The organism is Deltaproteobacteria bacterium (genome assembly GCA_015233135.1).
Lineage (GTDB): Bacteria > UBA10199 > UBA10199 > JADFYH01 > JADFYH01 > JADFYH01.
Map to the genome: position 1 here is coordinate 1 of JADFYH010000043.1, position 17,837 is coordinate 17,837.

Sequence of the window (17,837 nt, forward strand, 5' to 3'; positions counted from 1 at the left end):
GCCCAGAAAAAAACAAATTGCATCGATAGGGACCCACCTATAAAAAGAAAAAATAAGATCCGTCGCTACGCTCCGAGTGGGTCCCTATCCTTGCGGATCACTGGGTCCCTGTCTTGCGATTTCGCATCATCATCCCTAGAAGCGAAGCCTATAAACGGGGTGGCATACCTTGTAAGATTTGTGGTGGGTAGTACTATCCTTAATCCATTTGTAAAATTTTCCGAAAAAGTTCGGGTTTGATTGGTTTGCCCGGGCAGGGCCTTTGGTACGTTCCAAAGGCAGATTATTTCATTTTAAAATTAGTGGCGTATTACATTGTAATTACTGCTGCGAAAAACCACCCCTTGTAATCGACGATTTTCAAAAACAAAGTGGTCGATATTTCCACCTTCATTAATGCCAAAAACATTCACACTTGGAATTTGTGAAGCCGTCCAATTCACCAAATTATTTTCCGCTGCACCTCCATGCCCAGTGGAACAGCCCCATAAAATCACGTTACCTTGAGGGCTGACGAGATCGCGGATGTCACTGAAATCATCCCCTACTTCAACTAAAGATTCTGGTCCAGGACCATTGTCTAGCCTCATATGCTGAGCATCGGCATGGCCACCAACGATGACGTTCAATGCCGTTCTCCCTAGCATATCTCTAATGTGTCGAGCTGCTGCTATGCGCTCTTGTTTTGATCCTACTTCGAAATATAAGACTGCAGCATCAGATTCACTCACCAAGCTTCTAAAAAGATGTGGCACATTGAAAGCACCATTCCAATCGGTTCTTGCCAAAAATACCGCCGTCACTTCTTGCCCAGGAGGAATACCTCGTTCTTCTAAAAGACGTCGGTAATGCAATAAATTAAGCCCAATATTGTCGTCAAAACGATTGAGAAAGTGAATGTCAACCTCTCCGTAACGAATCTCTCGCCCTAATTCACTCGCCACCTCGTAAGAAGGGCGATTGGAAGATGGAATATCTAAATACCCTTCACGAGAGCCCCATTCGTAGAAGCGTTGTGCTGCGCGATAATGAAGTCTAGCTTGTTCCGGTCGGTGGGCGCGATATTCGGCAAGACCCAATGCCATGTGGTCTCGAACCCGCTGTGTTTCAAGCGTATGCGGCATATGGAACTGAAAATCACAGGGTGCAATATCTCGATTCACTAAATCTGAAACTAAAGTTGGCATTTCGCGATCTAAAATTGCCCGTACCTCTTGTGCGACGTGCATTGCAGCTTCTCGATTGTAACCCTCTTCTGGAAGACGCGGTAAATAATAAATATCTCTTAAGATCGTCCAAACATAATAACTCAGTTGGTCCCGATCCGCTTGGCGTTGCATGTGATTTAATTCTGCTCGCAATGGCATCACGGTAAGCGGATCAATCTCCGGCTGTTGCAATCTAGCATGATAAGCTCGCGCCATTTCTAAACGCCAACCCAACACCTCAACGGCAGCACCCATCGATCGAGGTCGCGTTGAATCCCATTCCGGAAAATAAGGAATGCGCTCTGCAGGTGGCGTTGTAATCACGGGACGATTACGAACTTCCATTAACCTCTCGGCATAGCTGACTCGTTCTATGATATCCCTAGGGACGTCGAGGTAATTAATCCTAGTAGCATAGCCACCTCCCATACTCAGTAATTCTCGTACCGATTCTGGTATTGCGGCCTGAATGACTTGCTGCAATCGTTGATTGGGTGTTCCATAGGCGCGATACTCGGTAGGGTTCGTAACGAAATCAATTGCATTGTAAGTATGAGTTGTAGGCCGATCATTTCGCCCTTCTTCTCGGATCACGACCGTATCACCTGCATCTAACACGTTGGCATTACTGTCATTATCATTAAATCTTAGGGTGTAAGTCATGGTTGATACCTATTTTTATTCTTTTTTCTAGAAAGATTTTGAAAAAGGATGGGTCGAGATAAGATTAATTCGGGATTGACCCTAAAGGATCAACGACTGCGACACATGACCCTCCCCTGCAAAAAGTGTTTTGAGAGCCAGGAAAAGCGCTTAGAATTTTAAAAGGGTCAAAATAATTTCCCATGAGTTTCTCCATTTTTTATAAGTTTACTTACTAGCTTGGCTTACGCGATTTTTACAATTTTGGGTAATTTGCTCTGACAAATCTGGCGCAAGCCAGAATCTCCGCGGATATATGCACCAGAATAACAAATCTTTTATCGGCAAGCTGTTAGAAAAGTTGCTAAGTAATTTTTTTAAATCGGCTATTTAAAAAAATACAATAATTACTGTGTGTTAGTAGTTAATTACATGAAATATTTTTTTTAAACTAATGCCCGAGCAAAGTATATCTTCGCTGCGGTGAGGCGGACTGGGAAAGGAGTCTATTGTTTCATATACGCATAACACGGCCCACAGCAACCAAAGCATTTAAGTTCTGATTCCGGACTGTGTCATCCCTGCGAAGGCAGGGATCCAGTGGATACAATTGAAAAACCAACGGGATCTCTCACTATCCCTCGGGAGGACACAGCTTAGACAAGATAAAATCCACATTTCTATTGTTGATTTTTTAGTAAATTCAACAATAGTACTGTTTTATGCGTTATCTTCGCGAATTAAATCTTCAAAAACTTCTTAAACAAAAATCTTTTTTCCTTTTTGGCCCACGTTCAACAGGCAAAAGTTATTTAATACGGGAGCAACTTGCAAAACAGGCCTTTGTGATCGATCTTTTAAAATCTCATTGGTTTTTGAAACTCTCTCAATCGCCAGGAGATTTGGAGGAAATTTTAAAGGCTCAGGCCAAGAAAAAATCAATGATCGTAATCGATGAGGTTCAAAAAGTTCCTGAACTTTTAAGTGAAGTGCATCACCTGTTAGAAAATAGCACTTATCGTTTTTTACTCACTGGAAGCTCTGCTCGAAAACTAAAAAAATCTCATGCGGATCTATTGGCAGGGCGGGCCTGGATTGCCGAGCTTTTTCCTCTGACTTGGAAAGAAATTCCCCATTTTAATCTGGATTCTTATCTTCGATATGGAGGGCTCCCCCAAGTTTATGCAAGTGAAAATCCTGAAGAAGAGCTGGATGCTTACGTGAGAACTTATTTAAAAGAAGAAATCCTTGCAGAAGGAATTATTCGAAAATTACCTCCTTTTTCGCGTTTTTTAAAATTAGCGGCCCTATCCAATGGAGATCTACTCAATATGACCCAACTGGGCAGCGATGCCGGAATTGCACCTTCCACCATACGAGAATATTATTCCGTTTTGGAAGATACCTTACTGGGTTTTTTTCTGGAGCCCTGGGTTTTTTCCAAAAAAAGAAAGGCAATACAAACTGCAAAATTTTATTTTTTTGATACAGGGGTTGTGCACCATTTGGCCGGCACTGAAATGCTCGATCGAAACTCTTCCCAATACGGCGCCAGCTTTGAACAATGGATGGGAATAGAACTAAGAGCCTATTTAAGTTACCGCCGCATCAAAAAAACTCTCACTTTTTGGCGCACTCAACAGGGTGCAGAAGTAGATTTTTTAATTGGTGATCATACTGCGATTGAAGTCAAAGCCACCACAAATGCACAAGAAAGACATCTGAAAGGATTGCTGACCTTGAGGGAAGAAAAAGTGTTTAAAAAATATTATTTAATCACTCGAGACAAGATTACGCGAGAAAAAGAGGGAGTTACTTTTTTTTATTGGGAAGATTTTTTAAAGAAACTGTGGGCAGATGAGATTGGTTTTAAATGACGAAAGGCTTAAGGATGTTCCTCTTCGGCATATTCCCGACCGAGAGAATTTTTAGAGTGGCAGGCATAAGGGGCAAGAATTTGGGATTCAATTTCTTCAAAATGGGCACGAGCATTGAGCATAAAATTACAGTGAATCGCGATTTTTATTTAGTCAAAGGGGAAATTTTTGTTTATCCAATTAAAACGAAGTCCCCAATTGAAAGAGGACAGTTCCATTTTTCAAACTGGAACCCGTGACAGGATCTTGGAGGGATCCTAAAAATTTTCTTCCTTTCACAATTACTCCATAACCCAGACGTGCGGAGAGCGGTAAACCATAGCCTAAAACAAAATCACTTCGAAGTTCAGCACCTACTCCCAAAAGGAACTCATCCCAGTGAGGGGCTTGGTCGAAAACGCTTCCTAAATCTCCAAAAAAAGCCAAATGAAAATCCTTCAGATAAAAAGGAGCAGTGCCCCAACCTCTATCGACGCGCAATAAGGGGAGGCGGTATTCGGCCGAAAACAGCAGGGCTCTATCTCCTGAAAAAGTGACCGAAGGAAGGCCTCGCAAGGCATATAATCGGGAATTGTTAGGATTGAGTGTGCTTTCTCCCAAGGCCGAACCCAGGCGAAAAACACCTTGATAGAGTTTGTCTCCCCAATTGATTCCTCCGGCAGCCCTAAAGGCCAGAAAATGACGTGGGGTCTTTGGAATTTTCCAATAATAACGAAAATCGGCTTCCAAAACCTTTGTTTCATTTTCGGGTGAAGAACCCAAGGCCTCGTCCAGATATTCGAAGTTGATTTTTAAACTGGGCCCCTCTTCACGTCCGATAGACAAAGGATAAGTTTTAGTGTTGTTATAGCGGTAAGTGAAGCCAAAGCCAGCATAGCGTCCCAAATTTAATTGTGAAGAATAAGAGGAAGGAAGGTCGGAGGCATCTTTTCGAAACTCAAAGGTATAATAGGCATTCAGCTTATGCTTGGGGCCCAGGCGGGCTTCGATTCCCCCATAGACGTTTCTTCTTTCTTCGTAATAATCTTTGCCCAAGTGAAAAATGTCGCCATAGTTGGCCGCATGATCCGAAAAGCCCACATAGAAAGGAACTGCAAGACGATTGTAGGTATATTGAAAATCACCTCCCAAAAAACCCAGATTGGTTCTGTAAGAAATGTCACCACTCCAGAAATGCCAGCCCAGAGGATCATTGGAACCCGTTATACCATTGAGGATCAGGCCTCCGTCTCCATAATAGAAACCGGGAATCAAGTAGCGGGGAACGAAAAATTTGTTGAAGGGGTTATAATTTTTTAAATGGTATTCTTTTCTAAGATTCCCCTCAGCCTCCCTCTTAAGGGGCTCTGTCTTGCTGGGGATAGATTCGGACAAAGTAAGACGTTTCCCTTTTTGGAATATTTTTTTATTCGACGGAATCGCAGTGATCTTCGAGAGGGGTGAAAAAGTGGATAAGGTCAGACGAACCACTTCAAAACCACGTCCCGTATAATGAAGAGAATAGTAGCGATTTTCTTTTCCTTCCTGTGGATAAAACAGTCCCGTCAAAACATGGGTGATTTTTTTTTGGGTGATTTGCGTGGGAGTGATGTTCCCTTTCATCTCGAGTAAATCTTCGCCCAGGTGCAAGGCGTAAAGATTGGGCACCCCATCTTCATCGCTGGTGTAAAGGATAGAGTGGCCCTCTTTGGTCCAACTGGGATCAGTTTTGTTGGAGTTTCCAGAGGTGAGCTGTGTGGAGTGCTTGCCATCGGCACTCAAGAGGTAAAGATTTCTTTTTCCTTCTTTCCAGACCGTGGCAACAATCTTTTGACCATCCGGTGAAAAATGCGGGTAGGAATACAACACATAGGGGATGGATTGTGTGAGCACCTCGCTTGTTTTGGTCCGTGGATCATAAAGCAGCAGTTCACTGGAGCCCGTCAGCGTTTTGACGGCCAATATCTTTCCATTGCTGGGGTGATAACTTGGAAAACTGAGTCGTTGTCCCTGGGTGAGACGAGTAATTTTTTTAGAAGCGATATCCAGTTCAAAAAGATCTTTATAGAAATTGTAGATTTTGGAATTGGTAATGGCCGAAAAGATAATTTTTTTTCCATCCGGAGAAAAATTCAAACGATCTCCAATTTGTCTTTTGGCCAAAATTTCATCTTTACCGGTTTGGAGAGTACGCAAATGAATCTGAGCGGGGCCATCCAGATTATTTTGAATGTAGGCTAGAGTTTCCCCATCCGGGGCAAGGGTTAAGGAAGTGATATTGCCCTTTTCCTTAAAGAGTACTTCCAGGGGAGTGAGGGGCTCTTGCTCGATTTTCGCTTTTTGTTCCGCATATTTTTTTTCGAGTGAGGCCTTCCATTCTTTCCAGAGTGTCAGAAAGTTTTTGCCGTCAAAGGTCTTGCGGGCCTTGTTGTTCAACGAAAAAAACCAGAGGGAGTCTCCATAGCGTTTGATGAATTCCTCTATTTTTTCGTCTCCATAAGTGTCGGCCAAATAAGTCCAAAAGGCCCCGCCATAAAGATAAGCAGCACTGTTGGAGGGCCATTCGACCTTAAAGTTTGCAGCTTCATCGATGTTCAGAAATTGATGATTGAGGATGTCCGTCCTCAAGACCATGTCCACATAAGGATTGTGGGCACGCCCTTTTCCTTTTTTACTTTCCTGATAAACAGCGATTCCCTCTCGCACCCAGGCAGGGGTTAAACCATTGGGGGCTATAATTTTGCCGAGGATCCAGTGAAAAGGGGTTGCAATGCCCCCGTATTGATCCATGTGCAGAATGTGCGTGTATTCATGAATAAAAAGATCTTCCAGCCAATCGTCATAATAATTCAAAAAGGAGTCCGCTTCGGGAGCCGTGAGAAAGAGCAAGATATAGTTATAAGGAAGCACAGTGGCAAAGCCGTTGGCAATGTCGGTGCTATCCACCAGAACAATTTCAGTACGACCCCAAGGCTGCCATTGGTATTTTTTGGAAAGTTGCTCGTGCACCTTTTCGGCAATGGGCGCCAGTTTTTCGGCCATGAGAACTTCTTGGTCATAATAATGGATATTAAAGTGTGTCGTTTGTATGGTTTTCCAGTTTAGGCGAGGATCTACATAAGCCGCTTGGGTCAAAGAGGAAAAAAGAAAAAGTATCCAGACAAAAAACAGTTCAAGAAAGAGTTTCTTAATCATGAGCTTGAATTCAATTCAAAAGGGCATCCACAAATTCCTTGGCAGAGAACTCCCGCAAATCATCGATGCGTTCGCCTATCCCGATATATTGAATGGGGACATTCAATTCGTCACGGATAGCCACGGCAATTCCCCCTTTGGCTGTCCCATCCAATTTACTCAGAATAAGACCCGTCAATCCTAAAGCCTCATGAAACTCTCGGGCCTGATTCAAGGCATTTTGCCCCATGGTGGCATCAATCACCATCAGCACTTCGTGAGGGGTGCCCGCCTTCGCTTTGCCAAGCACGCGTTTTATTTTTTTCATTTCTTCCATCAGATTCACTTTGGTATGCAAACGCCCTGCCGTGTCGATAATAACCACATCAATTCCCCGAGCAGCACCCGCTTTTACAGCATCATAAGCCACCGCTGCCGGGTCTGCTCCTTCTTGCTGAGCCAGGGTATTGGCCCCCACGCGTTCTGCCCAGATTTTGAGTTGATTGATTGCTCCGCTGCGAAAGGTGTCGGCACAGGCCAACAAGACTTTTAGGCCTTTTACGCGGAATTTTTTGGCGAGTTTTCCAATGGTGGTCGTTTTCCCAACGCCGTTAATTCCTACCACCAAAATCACCTGGGGCGCTTCGGAAGCGGGACTGGAGCGAGGGGGAGCTTCTAAAATTTTAACTAGCTCTTGCTTTAAGTAATGCTTCAACAATCGAATATCTTGTTTCCCGGTTTGGTCGATATCGGCATGCAAAAATTGAAGCAGTTTCTGGGTGGTTTTTACGCCCACATCGGCTTCAATCAATATTTGCTCCAGGGTCGAAAACAATTCTGCATCAATTTTTTTTCCTCGCCCCACCAGAACATTAATTTTATCCGAAAAATTTCGTTGCGATTTTCTGAGGCCTTCGGTGAGTGGCGAAAATTCTTTTTTTTGTTTTCGACGTCGCAGAATGGAATAAACCAGCAGAATAAGCAGAATAAGTACTGCAACGGCACCCAAAACATACAAACGAAGACTTGCAATATCAAAATCCATCATAATTTGAACTCGGCCCAAATAGGTAAATGATCGCTTGCCGTCAGTGGCATCACGCGACCGGCACTTATTAGATTCAGCTGGTTTTGAAAATAGAAAAGATGATCTATTTTTTTGACCGGTTTCCAGGAGGGAATAGAAAAGAAATTTTTCTGAGAAACTTCAGCATTTTGCAAGCCCAGGGTATTTTGAAGCTTGAACAGGCTTTGCTGCCGGCCTAGTAAATTTTCTTCGTCCGTTTTTTCCAGGCCTTCTACAAATTGCGAAGGACTATTAAAATCTCCTCCCAGGAGGAATAGCTCTCCAGGCTGGGCGGAAAGCTGAGCTGAAACCAGCTGAGCAAGCTCCTCATGCTGAAGTTGATTGGTTCCTTCCTTAAAGGCCTCCAGATGCACATTAAATAATTTCAGTTTTTTCTCTCCTAAATCGATGGATACTTTTTGTGCCACGCGATTTAAATAAAACCAGTTGTACCAAAAAGGATTTTCTTTGGGCTTTGAAAAAACATGCACGATTTGTTCAGTAATGGGAAAACGTGAAAGCACGGCCTGTCCTGAAACCATGCGCCCAAAATGGACAGCCGGAGGCCAATAAGGCCAAGGCACATAGTGCTTATTCCAGGTGAGGGCCAGGGCCGCATAAGGCAGCTGCAGGGCCTTCGCTAAAAACTGCATCTGATTGATGTAAAAAGTGCGCTGCGAGGCAAAATCCACTTCTTGTAACAAAAGGATATCCGGATTTTCCTTTTGCAGGGCCGTGGCCATTTTTTTGAGCTGATCTTCTACTTCTTCGCGCTTGAGTTTTACCGGAAGATTATTTTTATCTCCCGAGGCGTAACCCATGTTGTAGGTCATTACTTTAAGGCTTTGCGGTCTTGTTTCGGTGGAAGAAATTTCAGGATAATGGATGAGTTGCTGTGAGGGATAAGAAGTAGAGGTCGCCGCCAGATAAATGGCAAAGGCAATGCTGGCCAGAATGAATAATATTTTTATCCAGATTTTTTTCATAAACTAAAACTCACAACCAAAAGCCGCCATGGTCGTGCGAGAGCCCATATAAGCCACCTTGCAGGCCGTGACCAAACCCATTTTGCCTTCGGGAGTATCCGTTTGGGTTTTCCAATAGTTCAAGGTGACTTCCAAACCTTCACGGTAGGCCTTTTTGGCCTTTTCCGGTACTTTTTCTGTCACACATTTTTGGTAGCGGGCAATATAATCATCACATTCCGCCACCCCCAGAGGGCCAGTGGGCGGATATTGCCCAAGTTTGGCTTCTTGAAGGATTTTCTTTTCAGGTTGTAGATACTGGCAGGCGCTCAGGCAGGCGAGGCCCAGTATTCCCATTAAAATAAAAACGCATTGGGATAGATTAAAAAACTTCTTCATTATTTTCTCCTAGGTTTGGGGATGTCTTGCCTTCCATTTTAGACGTTCTTCTCGCCGTTCCCTGCCTTCTTCAAAAAGTTTTTTCTGCTCTTCGTTTTCCAGAATCAGTTCCGGCACGGGCGTGGGTTTTCCGTTCTCATCCAGGGCCACAAAGGTAAGATAAGAACTCGCGGTGTGTTTTCGAATTCCCGTGGTAGGTTCTTCCGATTCCACCCGCACTCCAATTTCCATGGAAGTATTGTGCACATAATCGACCGAGGCCTTGATAATCACAATATCCCCTAATTTTACCGGAGAAATAAAATGCAGCGCGTCCATACTGGCTGTCACGGCCACCTTGCGACAATGCCGAGTCGCCACAATGGCAGCGGCGATATCGATCCACTCCATGATGCGCCCACCGAAGATGCTTCCGATGGCATTAATATCGGGAGGTAAAACCAGATGAGTAAATTCCGCAGTGGAATTTGAGGCAGGGATCGCTTGCATAAAAACTCCAAAAAAAAGGATTAAAACTACAAACGTATTGAAGCACAAAAGATGTTTTGACAAGTACAATTGCTCTTCACTAAGAGCCTGTGCAGGAGAACCCATGTCAAAACTTGTCCTTCGACCCGAGCCTTTGCCTGAACCCAACGGTTTTCAGTTCTACGTGAATCGTCAACTCAGTGACACACCCAAAATGTTTTTAAATGTAGAACAGAGCCTGGACAATCCTTTGGCAAAAGCCCTCCTGGAAGATGGCAAAATTAAAAGTGTCTTTTTGAATGAGCAGATTTTAAAAGTGAACAAGATTCCCGAAGCTTCCTGGGATGAAGTTTTTGAGATTGTGGAAAATGCAGTTTACTTAATATTTCCCGAGTGAATACCATTCCCCTCCCCCTTGAGGGGGGAGGGTCAGGGAGAGGGTGATCTTTGATGCAATTTGAATCAAATATTTCCCCTCACCCTGCCCTCTCCCTCAAGGGGCGAGGGGAGTATAGAATCATGTCTACAAACATCACACTGGCCCTGCTCCAAATGTCTTGCAGCGGTAAGGCGCAAGAAAATTTGGACAAAGTAATCCAACTCGCCCGTGAAGCCGCAAAAAAAGGTGCGCAGATTATTTCTACGCAGGAGCTGTTTACCAATCTTTATTTTTGTCAGGAAAATAATGAGAAGTATTTTGTACTCGCTGAAGAAATCCCGGGCAAGACGACAGAGGTTCTAGGCAAACTCGCCAAAGAACTGGGAGTGGTCCTCGTCGCTTCGCTTTTTGAAAAAGGACCCCTCACCCTACCCTCTCCCCCAAGGGGCGAGGGGAAAAATATAGAATCTACAAAAGATCAAGTCCCCTCTCCCCTTGGGGGAGAGGGTCAGGGTGAGGGGTTGAATTACTACAACACCGCCTGCGTCTTAGACGCCGATGGAACCTTCTTAGGCAAATACCGCAAGGTCCACATCCCCAATGACCTCGAAAATTATTACAGCGAACTTTATTATTTTAAACCTGGCGATCTAGGTTATCCGATCTTCAAAACCAGATTTGGAAACATTGGGGTTCAAGTCTGCTGGGATCAATGGTACCCCGAAGGGGCACGCAGCCTTGCTTTGCAAGGAGCAGAGATTATTTTTTATCCTACGGCAATCGGATGGCCCTCCGATAGCTTTTCTCCTAATTCCCATCGCCCCGAAAACAATCGCGTTGAATTGGGGCTCACCGAGTATGACGCCTGGTTTACCATCCAACGCGCTCATGCTATTGCAAACACCGTCTTTATTGCCGCTTGCAATCGTACCGGATTAGAAAATCATCTCAGTTTTTGGGGAGGATCTTTTATCGCTGATCCTTTAGGGCGAGTACTGGCCAAGGCCAGCCACGATCACGAAGAAATTCTGATGGCTACGTGTGATTTGTCGGAGATTGAAAGAGTGCGCAAAGACTGGCCTTTCCTCACTTGCCGCAGGCCAGAGGAGTATAGGACCTGAGCTTGACCTCTTGCCATACGTATGGCACTCCCTTGTCATGAATAAAACTACTATTTACTTGAGTTCCGCAGATTTTATCACTGTTACTAATCCCTTTGATTATGAATAACCCAAATTACCACATGCCCCCCGAATGGGCCCCGCACCTTGCCACCTGGCTCACCTGGCCCAAAGATCCCCTCACCTGGCCAGACCGCGTGCCACAAGCCCAAGAGATTTTTTGTCAGATGATAGAGGCCTTAACTCCTCATGAGATTGTGAATTTATTAGTGGATGACATCGAGACCAAAAATCTCGTTCAACAAAAATTAAAAAAATATCAGGCGAATCCAAAAAATTTAAATTTTCATTTTATTAAGACCTCCGATTCGTGGATTCGGGATTATGGGCCGATATTTGTTCACACCACCCCCAACCCCCTCCTTGTAAAGGAGGGGGTAAGAAAAGGAGAGGGTCAAATCTACGCCCTCGACTTCCTCTTCAACGCCTGGGGCAATAAATATGAAACTTTAAAACGGGATGATGACATTCCTCAACGTTTGGAAAAGTTTTTACAAATCCCTGTAATCCAGCCTCCACTGGTATTGGAAGGCGGATCGATTGATGTGAATGGAAAGGGCAGCTTACTCACTACCGAACAATGCCTCTTGAACAAAAATCGAAACCCCCATCTGACCAAAAAAGAAATCGAAGCCTATCTCTGCAAATATTTGGGAGCTCACCACATCCTTTGGTTAGAGGAAGGAATCGCAGGAGACGATACGGACGGGCATGTGGATGACATCACTCGCTTCGTTGCCGCAGACACGATTGTCACCGTCGTGGAAGAAGATCCGGCCGATGAAAATTACAAAGCCCTTCAAGAAAACTTGAAACATCTTCAGAAAATGAAAGACCAGGACGGCAAAGCCTTTAAGATTATCACTTTGCCTATGCCTGGAAGATTAGACCGAGGGGATGAAGGAAGGCTTCCGGCCTCCTATGCCAATTTTTATATCGCGAATAAGGTGCTTTTAGTTCCAATCTATCAGCACAAAAATGACACCACTGTTTTAGAACGCTTGCAAAAAATTTTCCCATCGAGAAAAATTGTCGGAATTATTTGCAACGATTTCATTTGGGGCATGGGCGCCCTTCATTGTGTGACGCAACAGCAACCTTTCTGTTGATCCTGAATTAACACTTGCCTGAAAAAAGAGGGGGCGGCATATATTAGGGTTCCACATACTTCTCAATTTTTTCTTAGGAATTCTATGCTCAAAAAAATTCTTACTTTTTCGTTTCTAGTTCTTACATCCCTTTCAGTTCTCTCCTGCAAAAAAAATGAGAATGTACTTCTCATAGGTGAATACGGCAGCCTCACAGGCGGTACGGCCACCTTTGGACAATCGGTACATAAAGGCGTTAAAATGGCTACCGAAGAAGTCAACCAGCAAGGCGGTTTGCTGGGTAAACAAATTCAGGTGATTACCGAAGACGATCAAAGCAAACCCGAAGAAGCGAAGAATGCCATTTTAAAACTCATCAAGCAAAACCAGGTGAAGGCCATCATTGGAGAAGTGGCCTCTTCCCGTTCTCTGGCTGCAGCACCCGAGGCACAAAAGGCAAAAATTCCGATGATCTCCCCGGCTTCTACCAATCCCAAAGTGACTGAAGTGGGGGACTATATTTTCAGGGCCTGTTTTGTAGATACCTTTCAAGGCGAGGCCATGGCCAAGTTTGTGTTCGAGAAATTGGGTCTCAAAAAAGTTTCCATCTTGAAAGACATTAAAAATGATTACTCGGTAGGCCTGGCCGACTTTTTTGAAAAAACTTTCAAACAATCAGGCGGAGAAATTGTAGAGATCCAATCTTACTCCGAAGGCGATATCGATTTTAGAGCTCAACTCACGAGCATCAAATCAAAAAATCCCGAAGGACTCTACGTTCCCGGTTATTATACTGAGGTGGGTCTTATCGCCAGACAGGCCAAAGAGTTAGGCCTGAATATCCCCATGATGGGCGGAGATGGTTGGGACTCTGCTAAAACCCTTGAAATTGGCGGATCTGCCGTGAATGGCGCCTATTTCAGCAATCATTATGCAGTGGATGATCCCAGCCCTGTGGTGCAACAATTTATTCAGAAATTCAAAAAACAATTTCACGAAGTGCCCGATGCCATGGCGGTACTCGGATACGATACCGCCCGTCTGCTTTATGACGCCATCCAACGCGCTGGCAGCGAAGATGCTGGCAAAATTAAAGAGGCCTTGGCCTCTACCCAAAACTTTTCAGGAATTTCAGGACAAATTAAAATGGATGAAAAACGCAATGCCCAAAAGCGTCTGGTGATTTTGAAAATTGAGGATGGAAAAATTAAATTTGCGGATGCGGTGAATCCCTGAGACCGACTTTTAACCTTAATCTCCCCCTCTTAAGCTAAGAGGGGGTTGGGGGGCGTTATGGCCAATTGAGAACAAAGTGCCCATAACCCCACCTAACCTCCCCTTAGCTTAAGGGGAGGGACCTTGATGTCCCTCTTCCTCCAACAACTCATCAATGGTCTCGCCTGGGGTTCCATCTACGCCCTCATCGCCTTGGGCTACACCATGGTGTACGGAGTGCTGCGCCTCATTAATTTTGCGCACGGCGAGGTGTATATGATGGGAGCCATGGCGGGTTACTATCTCACTCGCGCCTTGGGTTTTACAGATCCTTCTTTGCTTCATTTTTCTATCGTGTTGCTGAGCTCCATGCTCTGCTGTGCCCTGCTCGGTGCGAGCATTGAGAAACTGGCCTACAAACCCCTGCGGTCTGCCCCTCGCATTTCTTCTTTAATCACCGCTATCGGGGTTTCCCTCTTATTACAAAATGGCGGACAACTTATTTTTGGAGCCGATCCTAAATTCTTTCCTGAGCTGCTTTCTCAAACCGTCCTCTTTCAATGGAAAGAAGTACGACTCAGCAGCATTCAGCTGCTCATCTTTGGGGTCAGTTTGTTCTTGATGTTTCTACTGCACTTTATTGTGATGAAAACCAAGGTAGGCAAGGCCATGCGCGCCGTCTCTTTCTCGCACACCGCTGCGGCCTTTGTGGGGATTCCAGTCAACCGAATTATCCGCTGGACCTTCGTCTTGGGTTCCGCTCTGGCCGGTGCTGCAGGCGTGCTTGCTAGTATGTACAATCCTAAAATTGATCCCCTCATGGGAATGATGCCTGGCCTCAAAGCCTTTGTGGCTGCGGTATTGGGAGGCATTGGAAATATCCCAGGCGCCTTATTGGGTGGTTTTGTGATGGGGCTATCCGAGACCTTTGTTTCAGGATATTTGTCTTCAACCTATCGCGATGCCATCGCCTTTGTTTTACTGATTTTGATTTTACTGTTTAAGCCTGAAGGATTGTTGGGGAAGAAAAGCCAGGAGAAGGTGTGAAGCCGGAAGCGAGTGGGTAAATTTGAGGTATTCAAGGGCAGGAAATACGCGCAAGTAGTGGATAGGAAGAGAATTGAGTAGGATGAAAAACTTGTATCACAATTAAAAATTAGAAACAGGCAGAAAGGATTCCCCTCTCCCCTTGGGGGAGAGGGTCAGGGTGAGGGGAAAAATAAATGGGTGCACTGGTTGGCGTTTCAAAATTACTCCGAAAGAAAAGTACAAATACAGAAAATGATCTTTGGTACTATTTGAGGTCCAGGCGTTTAAAGGGATTGAAATTTAGAAGACAACCTATTCTTGGAGCTTATATTGTGGATTTCGTATGTTTGGAAAAGGGGTGCGGAGTATTACGATTTTGGAACAATGAATTTTATGAGAACCGTGAGGGAGTGTTGAGTCAGATATTGGAAGCAAGTGAATGGACCCCTCACCCTACCCTCTCCCCCAAGGGGAGAGGGGAATAAATGAATAAACAGTTAAAGTATATTATTTTACCCACTCGAGAGCGTGAAGAACCAAAATAATAATGCTACAACGTCTATTAAAAATTCTTTTCCTCTTCATTAGCCTCTTACTTCTCCAATTCCTCTTTCCTTATTTTCTCAACGCCTATGTGATTCAAATCCTCTGCTTACTGGGCATCAATGTCATCCTGGCTTTGGGACTTAATTTAATCAACGGCATGACCGGTCAATTTTCGCTGGGACATGCCGGATTCATGGCCATTGGGGCTTACGGTGCTGCTTTTGTCAGCACGCTCTGTGGGGCGACCCTTTTAAGACACTTGGCCTTTTTACACCCAGCCTATGCTCAAACTCTTGTTTTTTTGATTGCCCTGGGCTTCGGTGCCCTGCTGGCGGCGCTTGCCGGATTACTCGTGGGAATTCCCACCTTGCGCCTCAAAGGAGATTATCTGGCTATTGCCACCTTGGGCTTTGGAGAAATTATTCGAGTGCTCATCACCAACTTTGAATGGTTGGGTGCTGCCAAAGGCCTGGGTGGTATTCCCGAATATTCCAACCTGTTCTGGATTTTCCTTTTTGCGACGCTCACTTTCATCGTGCTCAAAAATCTGCTCAGCTCCTCCAAAGGCATGGCCTTGCTGGCGATCCGCGAAGATGAAATTGCCGCTGCCTCCATGGGCATCGATTGCAGCCGTTTTAAAATTATGGCCTTTACCCTGGGAGCTTTTATTGCCGGACTGGGCGGTGGCCTTTATGCCCACCTCATGAGTTACCTACACCCCAATTCTTTTACTTTCATGAAGTCCGTCGAATACGTGGTGATGATCGTCTTGGGAGGGACAGGCTCGCTGACAGGAACCGTAATTGCTGCCACCCTGCTCACTTTTTTACCCGAGCTTTTAAGATTTATTCCCGCGATTCATTTAGGTGACACGACCCTCAATCTATCGGACAGTCGTATGATTATTTATGCACTGCTTTTGATTTTGATTATGATTGGAAGATCAAACAAATCCCCTCTCCCCTTGAGGGAGAGGGTTAGGGAGAGGGGAAAAATCAATTGAACAACACAATACCCCCCTCTCTCCAACTCTCTCCCTCGAGGGGAGAGAGGGCTAAGAATGATAAGCTCCTCCTGCAAATCCAAAACTGCTCCCTCCATTTTGGAGGCATCAAAGCCCTTACCCAACTCAGCTTCCAGCTGGCTGAGCGAGAGCTCTTGGGCATCATCGGCCCCAATGGAGCAGGTAAGACCTCTTTTTTTAATATCCTCAGCGGGGTTTACAGTCCCAGTGAGGGAGAAATTTCTTTTCAAAGGCAAAGTTTAATCCATTTCAACCCCCATCAGATTAGTCGCCTGGGCATTGCCCGCACCTTTCAAAATATTCGCCTCTTTCAAAATCTAAGCGTTCAAGACAACGTACGCATTGCCTTTCATCCTCACATTGAGGCCTCGCTTTTCTCCTCCGTTTTAAAATTGGATTCCTTTGTAAATGAAGAAAAACAAATCCAGAAAAAGACTTTTGATTTACTGGAACTTTTTGGACTCCTGGAAAAGCGCCTGGAACTGGCAAAAAACCTCTGCTACGGCGATCAACGCCGACTGGAAATTGTGCGCGCCCTTGCCACAAATCCAAAACTTTTGTTGCTCGATGAACCCGCTGCAGGAATGAATCTGAGTGAAAAAAACGAACTCATGCAACTCATTCGAGGCCTGCACCAGGATCATGGCCTGGCGATTATCCTCATTGAACACGACATGCACGTGGTGATGAATTTATGCCCTCGCATCCTGGTGCTCAACTACGGAACCCTGCTCGCAGAAGGCAGCTCTGAGCACATTCGCAATCATCCTCAAGTGATTGAGGCTTATTTAGGGGATAGAAATCGTAAACCGGTAAACTCGTAAACTGGTTAAAGAGGGTATTAAACCAGTTCACCAGTTTACGAGTTTACCGGTTTACCAATTCACAATAATATTATGCTGCTCCAAATTCAAAATCTGAATGTCCACTATCAAGCCATCCATGCCTTGAAGGGAATCCATCTTGAAATAAAACCGGGCGAAAGGGTGGCCTTGATTGGGGCCAATGGGGCGGGGAAAAGCACTTTGTTGCGAGCCATTTCCGGAATTATAAAACCCAGTTCGGGCCAAATTTCCTATCGCTCTCCCACCGGAGATGTGCTTTTGCTAAACGAAATGCCACCCGAAAAAATTGTCGCCTCGGGTGTGGCGCAAGTGCCCGAGGGACGCCAGATTTTTTCGAATCTCAGCGTAAAAGAAAATCTGGAATTGGGGGCTTATTCTCGAAAAGGAAACATCCATTTCAAACAGGAGTTTGAGCAGCTCTTTAAACTCTTCCCCCGTTTAAAAGAACGCCTCAGCCAAAATGCCGGGACCCTTTCCGGTGGAGAACAACAAATGCTGGCCATTGCCCGAGCGCTGATGGCCAAGCCCCAGCTCTTGCTGCTGGACGAACCCTCCCTGGGAATTTCTCCCGCCCTCACCCAACAAATTTTCGCCACGCTGCGACAGATCAACGAACAGGGGGTGGGCATTCTTCTGGTAGAACAAGATGCTTACCTGGCGCTAGAAAATGTACACCGTGCCTACGTGCTAGAAACCGGAGAAATCAAACTGCAAGGAAACGCCTCCGATTTATTGAAAAATTCAGAAGTTCA

The 17,837-nt window shown here is 45.0% G+C and carries 16 protein-coding genes; 10 read left to right on the forward strand and 6 right to left on the reverse strand.

Annotation, left to right across the window (positions count from 1 at the left end; translation table 11 throughout):
• Positions 1-299: 299 nt before the first annotated feature.
• A complete protein-coding gene (locus HQM15_11190) occupies positions 300-1,532 on the reverse strand; it encodes a hypothetical protein (protein MBF0493326.1) in 1,233 nt (410 codons plus the stop codon).
• Positions 1,533-2,572: 1,040 nt separating this feature from the next.
• On the opposite strand from HQM15_11190, the gene HQM15_11195 reads away from it, so the two are divergent.
• A complete protein-coding gene (locus tag HQM15_11195; GenBank protein MBF0493327.1) occupies positions 2,573-3,727 on the forward strand; it encodes an ATP-binding protein in 1,155 nt (384 codons plus the stop codon).
• 180 nt (positions 3,728-3,907) lie between these two features.
• Here the strand turns inward: HQM15_11195 and HQM15_11200 are convergent, their stop codons facing one another.
• Genes HQM15_11200 through HQM15_11220 form a run of 5 tightly spaced genes read right to left on the reverse strand, consistent with a single transcriptional unit; the run spans position 3,908 to position 9,799 of the window.
• Entirely contained in the window at positions 3,908-6,901 is a 2,994-nt protein-coding gene (locus tag HQM15_11200; protein ID MBF0493328.1) for a PD40 domain-containing protein, read from the reverse strand.
• Between the two features lie 10 nt (positions 6,902-6,911).
• A complete protein-coding gene (gene ftsY, locus HQM15_11205; GenBank protein MBF0493329.1) occupies positions 6,912-7,925 on the reverse strand; it encodes a signal recognition particle-docking protein FtsY in 1,014 nt (337 codons plus the stop codon).
• The gene (locus HQM15_11210) at positions 7,925-8,932 is read right to left on the reverse strand and encodes an endonuclease/exonuclease/phosphatase family protein (GenBank protein MBF0493330.1); all 1,008 of its coding nucleotides are present in this window, start codon (positions 8,930-8,932) and stop codon (positions 7,925-7,927) included. Before HQM15_11210 ends, ftsY begins: the two co-directional genes overlap by 1 nt.
• Positions 8,933-8,935: 3 nt before the next feature.
• On the reverse strand, positions 8,936-9,310 hold the full coding sequence (locus HQM15_11215; GenBank protein ID MBF0493331.1) for a hypothetical protein: 375 nt from the start codon (positions 9,308-9,310) through the stop codon (positions 8,936-8,938).
• 9 nt (positions 9,311-9,319) lie between these two features.
• A complete protein-coding gene (locus HQM15_11220) occupies positions 9,320-9,799 on the reverse strand; it encodes an acyl-CoA thioesterase (protein ID MBF0493332.1) in 480 nt (159 codons plus the stop codon).
• A 103-nt stretch (positions 9,800-9,902) separates the two neighbouring features.
• On the opposite strand from HQM15_11220, the gene HQM15_11225 reads away from it, so the two are divergent.
• The 9 genes from HQM15_11225 to HQM15_11265 all read left to right on the forward strand — a co-directional run.
• A complete protein-coding gene (locus tag HQM15_11225) occupies positions 9,903-10,175 on the forward strand; it encodes a NifU N-terminal domain-containing protein (GenBank protein ID MBF0493333.1) in 273 nt (90 codons plus the stop codon).
• Positions 10,176-10,297: 122 nt separating this feature from the next.
• Entirely contained in the window at positions 10,298-11,278 is a 981-nt protein-coding gene (locus HQM15_11230) for a carbon-nitrogen hydrolase (protein ID MBF0493334.1), read from the forward strand.
• Positions 11,279-11,400: 122 nt separating this feature from the next.
• A complete protein-coding gene (locus HQM15_11235) occupies positions 11,401-12,447 on the forward strand; it encodes an agmatine deiminase family protein (GenBank protein ID MBF0493335.1) in 1,047 nt (348 codons plus the stop codon).
• 84 nt (positions 12,448-12,531) lie between these two features.
• Entirely contained in the window at positions 12,532-13,662 is a 1,131-nt protein-coding gene (locus tag HQM15_11240; protein MBF0493336.1) for an ABC transporter substrate-binding protein, read from the forward strand.
• Between the two features lie 126 nt (positions 13,663-13,788).
• Positions 13,789-14,688, forward strand: coding sequence for a branched-chain amino acid ABC transporter permease (locus HQM15_11245; GenBank protein ID MBF0493337.1), 900 nt, complete (start codon positions 13,789-13,791; stop codon positions 14,686-14,688).
• A 176-nt stretch (positions 14,689-14,864) separates the two neighbouring features.
• Positions 14,865-15,155: a DUF559 domain-containing protein gene (locus HQM15_11250; GenBank protein ID MBF0493338.1), complete on the forward strand. Its 291-nt coding sequence runs from the start codon at positions 14,865-14,867 to the stop codon at positions 15,153-15,155.
• Positions 15,156-15,217: 62 nt separating this feature from the next.
• Complete coding sequence (locus HQM15_11255) at positions 15,218-16,219, forward strand: branched-chain amino acid ABC transporter permease (GenBank protein MBF0493339.1); 1,002 nt, start codon at positions 15,218-15,220, stop codon at positions 16,217-16,219.
• 71 nt (positions 16,220-16,290) lie between these two features.
• The gene (locus tag HQM15_11260) at positions 16,291-17,064 is read left to right on the forward strand and encodes an ABC transporter ATP-binding protein (GenBank protein ID MBF0493340.1); all 774 of its coding nucleotides are present in this window, start codon (positions 16,291-16,293) and stop codon (positions 17,062-17,064) included.
• A 72-nt stretch (positions 17,065-17,136) separates the two neighbouring features.
• Positions 17,137-17,837 (forward strand): ABC transporter ATP-binding protein (locus HQM15_11265; protein MBF0493341.1); only part of this gene is annotated, 701 nt, incomplete at its 3' end.

Coding starts and splice junctions, on each gene's coding strand:
- HQM15_11195 (MBF0493327.1), top strand. CDS start 2,573: ATGCGTTATCTTCGCGAATTAAATCTTCAAAAACTTCTTAAACAAAAA.
- HQM15_11200 (MBF0493328.1), bottom strand. CDS start 6,901: ATGATTAAGAAACTCTTTCTTGAACTGTTTTTTGTCTGGATACTTTTT.
- ftsY (MBF0493329.1), bottom strand. CDS start 7,925: ATGGATTTTGATATTGCAAGTCTTCGTTTGTATGTTTTGGGTGCCGTT.
- HQM15_11210 (MBF0493330.1), bottom strand. CDS start 8,932: ATGAAAAAAATCTGGATAAAAATATTATTCATTCTGGCCAGCATTGCC.
- HQM15_11215 (MBF0493331.1), bottom strand. CDS start 9,310: ATGAAGAAGTTTTTTAATCTATCCCAATGCGTTTTTATTTTAATGGGA.
- HQM15_11220 (MBF0493332.1), bottom strand. CDS start 9,799: ATGCAAGCGATCCCTGCCTCAAATTCCACTGCGGAATTTACTCATCTG.
- HQM15_11225 (MBF0493333.1), top strand. CDS start 9,903: ATGTCAAAACTTGTCCTTCGACCCGAGCCTTTGCCTGAACCCAACGGT.
- HQM15_11230 (MBF0493334.1), top strand. CDS start 10,298: ATGTCTACAAACATCACACTGGCCCTGCTCCAAATGTCTTGCAGCGGT.
- HQM15_11235 (MBF0493335.1), top strand. CDS start 11,401: ATGCCCCCCGAATGGGCCCCGCACCTTGCCACCTGGCTCACCTGGCCC.
- HQM15_11240 (MBF0493336.1), top strand. CDS start 12,532: ATGCTCAAAAAAATTCTTACTTTTTCGTTTCTAGTTCTTACATCCCTT.
- HQM15_11245 (MBF0493337.1), top strand. CDS start 13,789: ATGTCCCTCTTCCTCCAACAACTCATCAATGGTCTCGCCTGGGGTTCC.
- HQM15_11250 (MBF0493338.1), top strand. CDS start 14,865: ATGGGTGCACTGGTTGGCGTTTCAAAATTACTCCGAAAGAAAAGTACA.
- HQM15_11255 (MBF0493339.1), top strand. CDS start 15,218: ATGCTACAACGTCTATTAAAAATTCTTTTCCTCTTCATTAGCCTCTTA.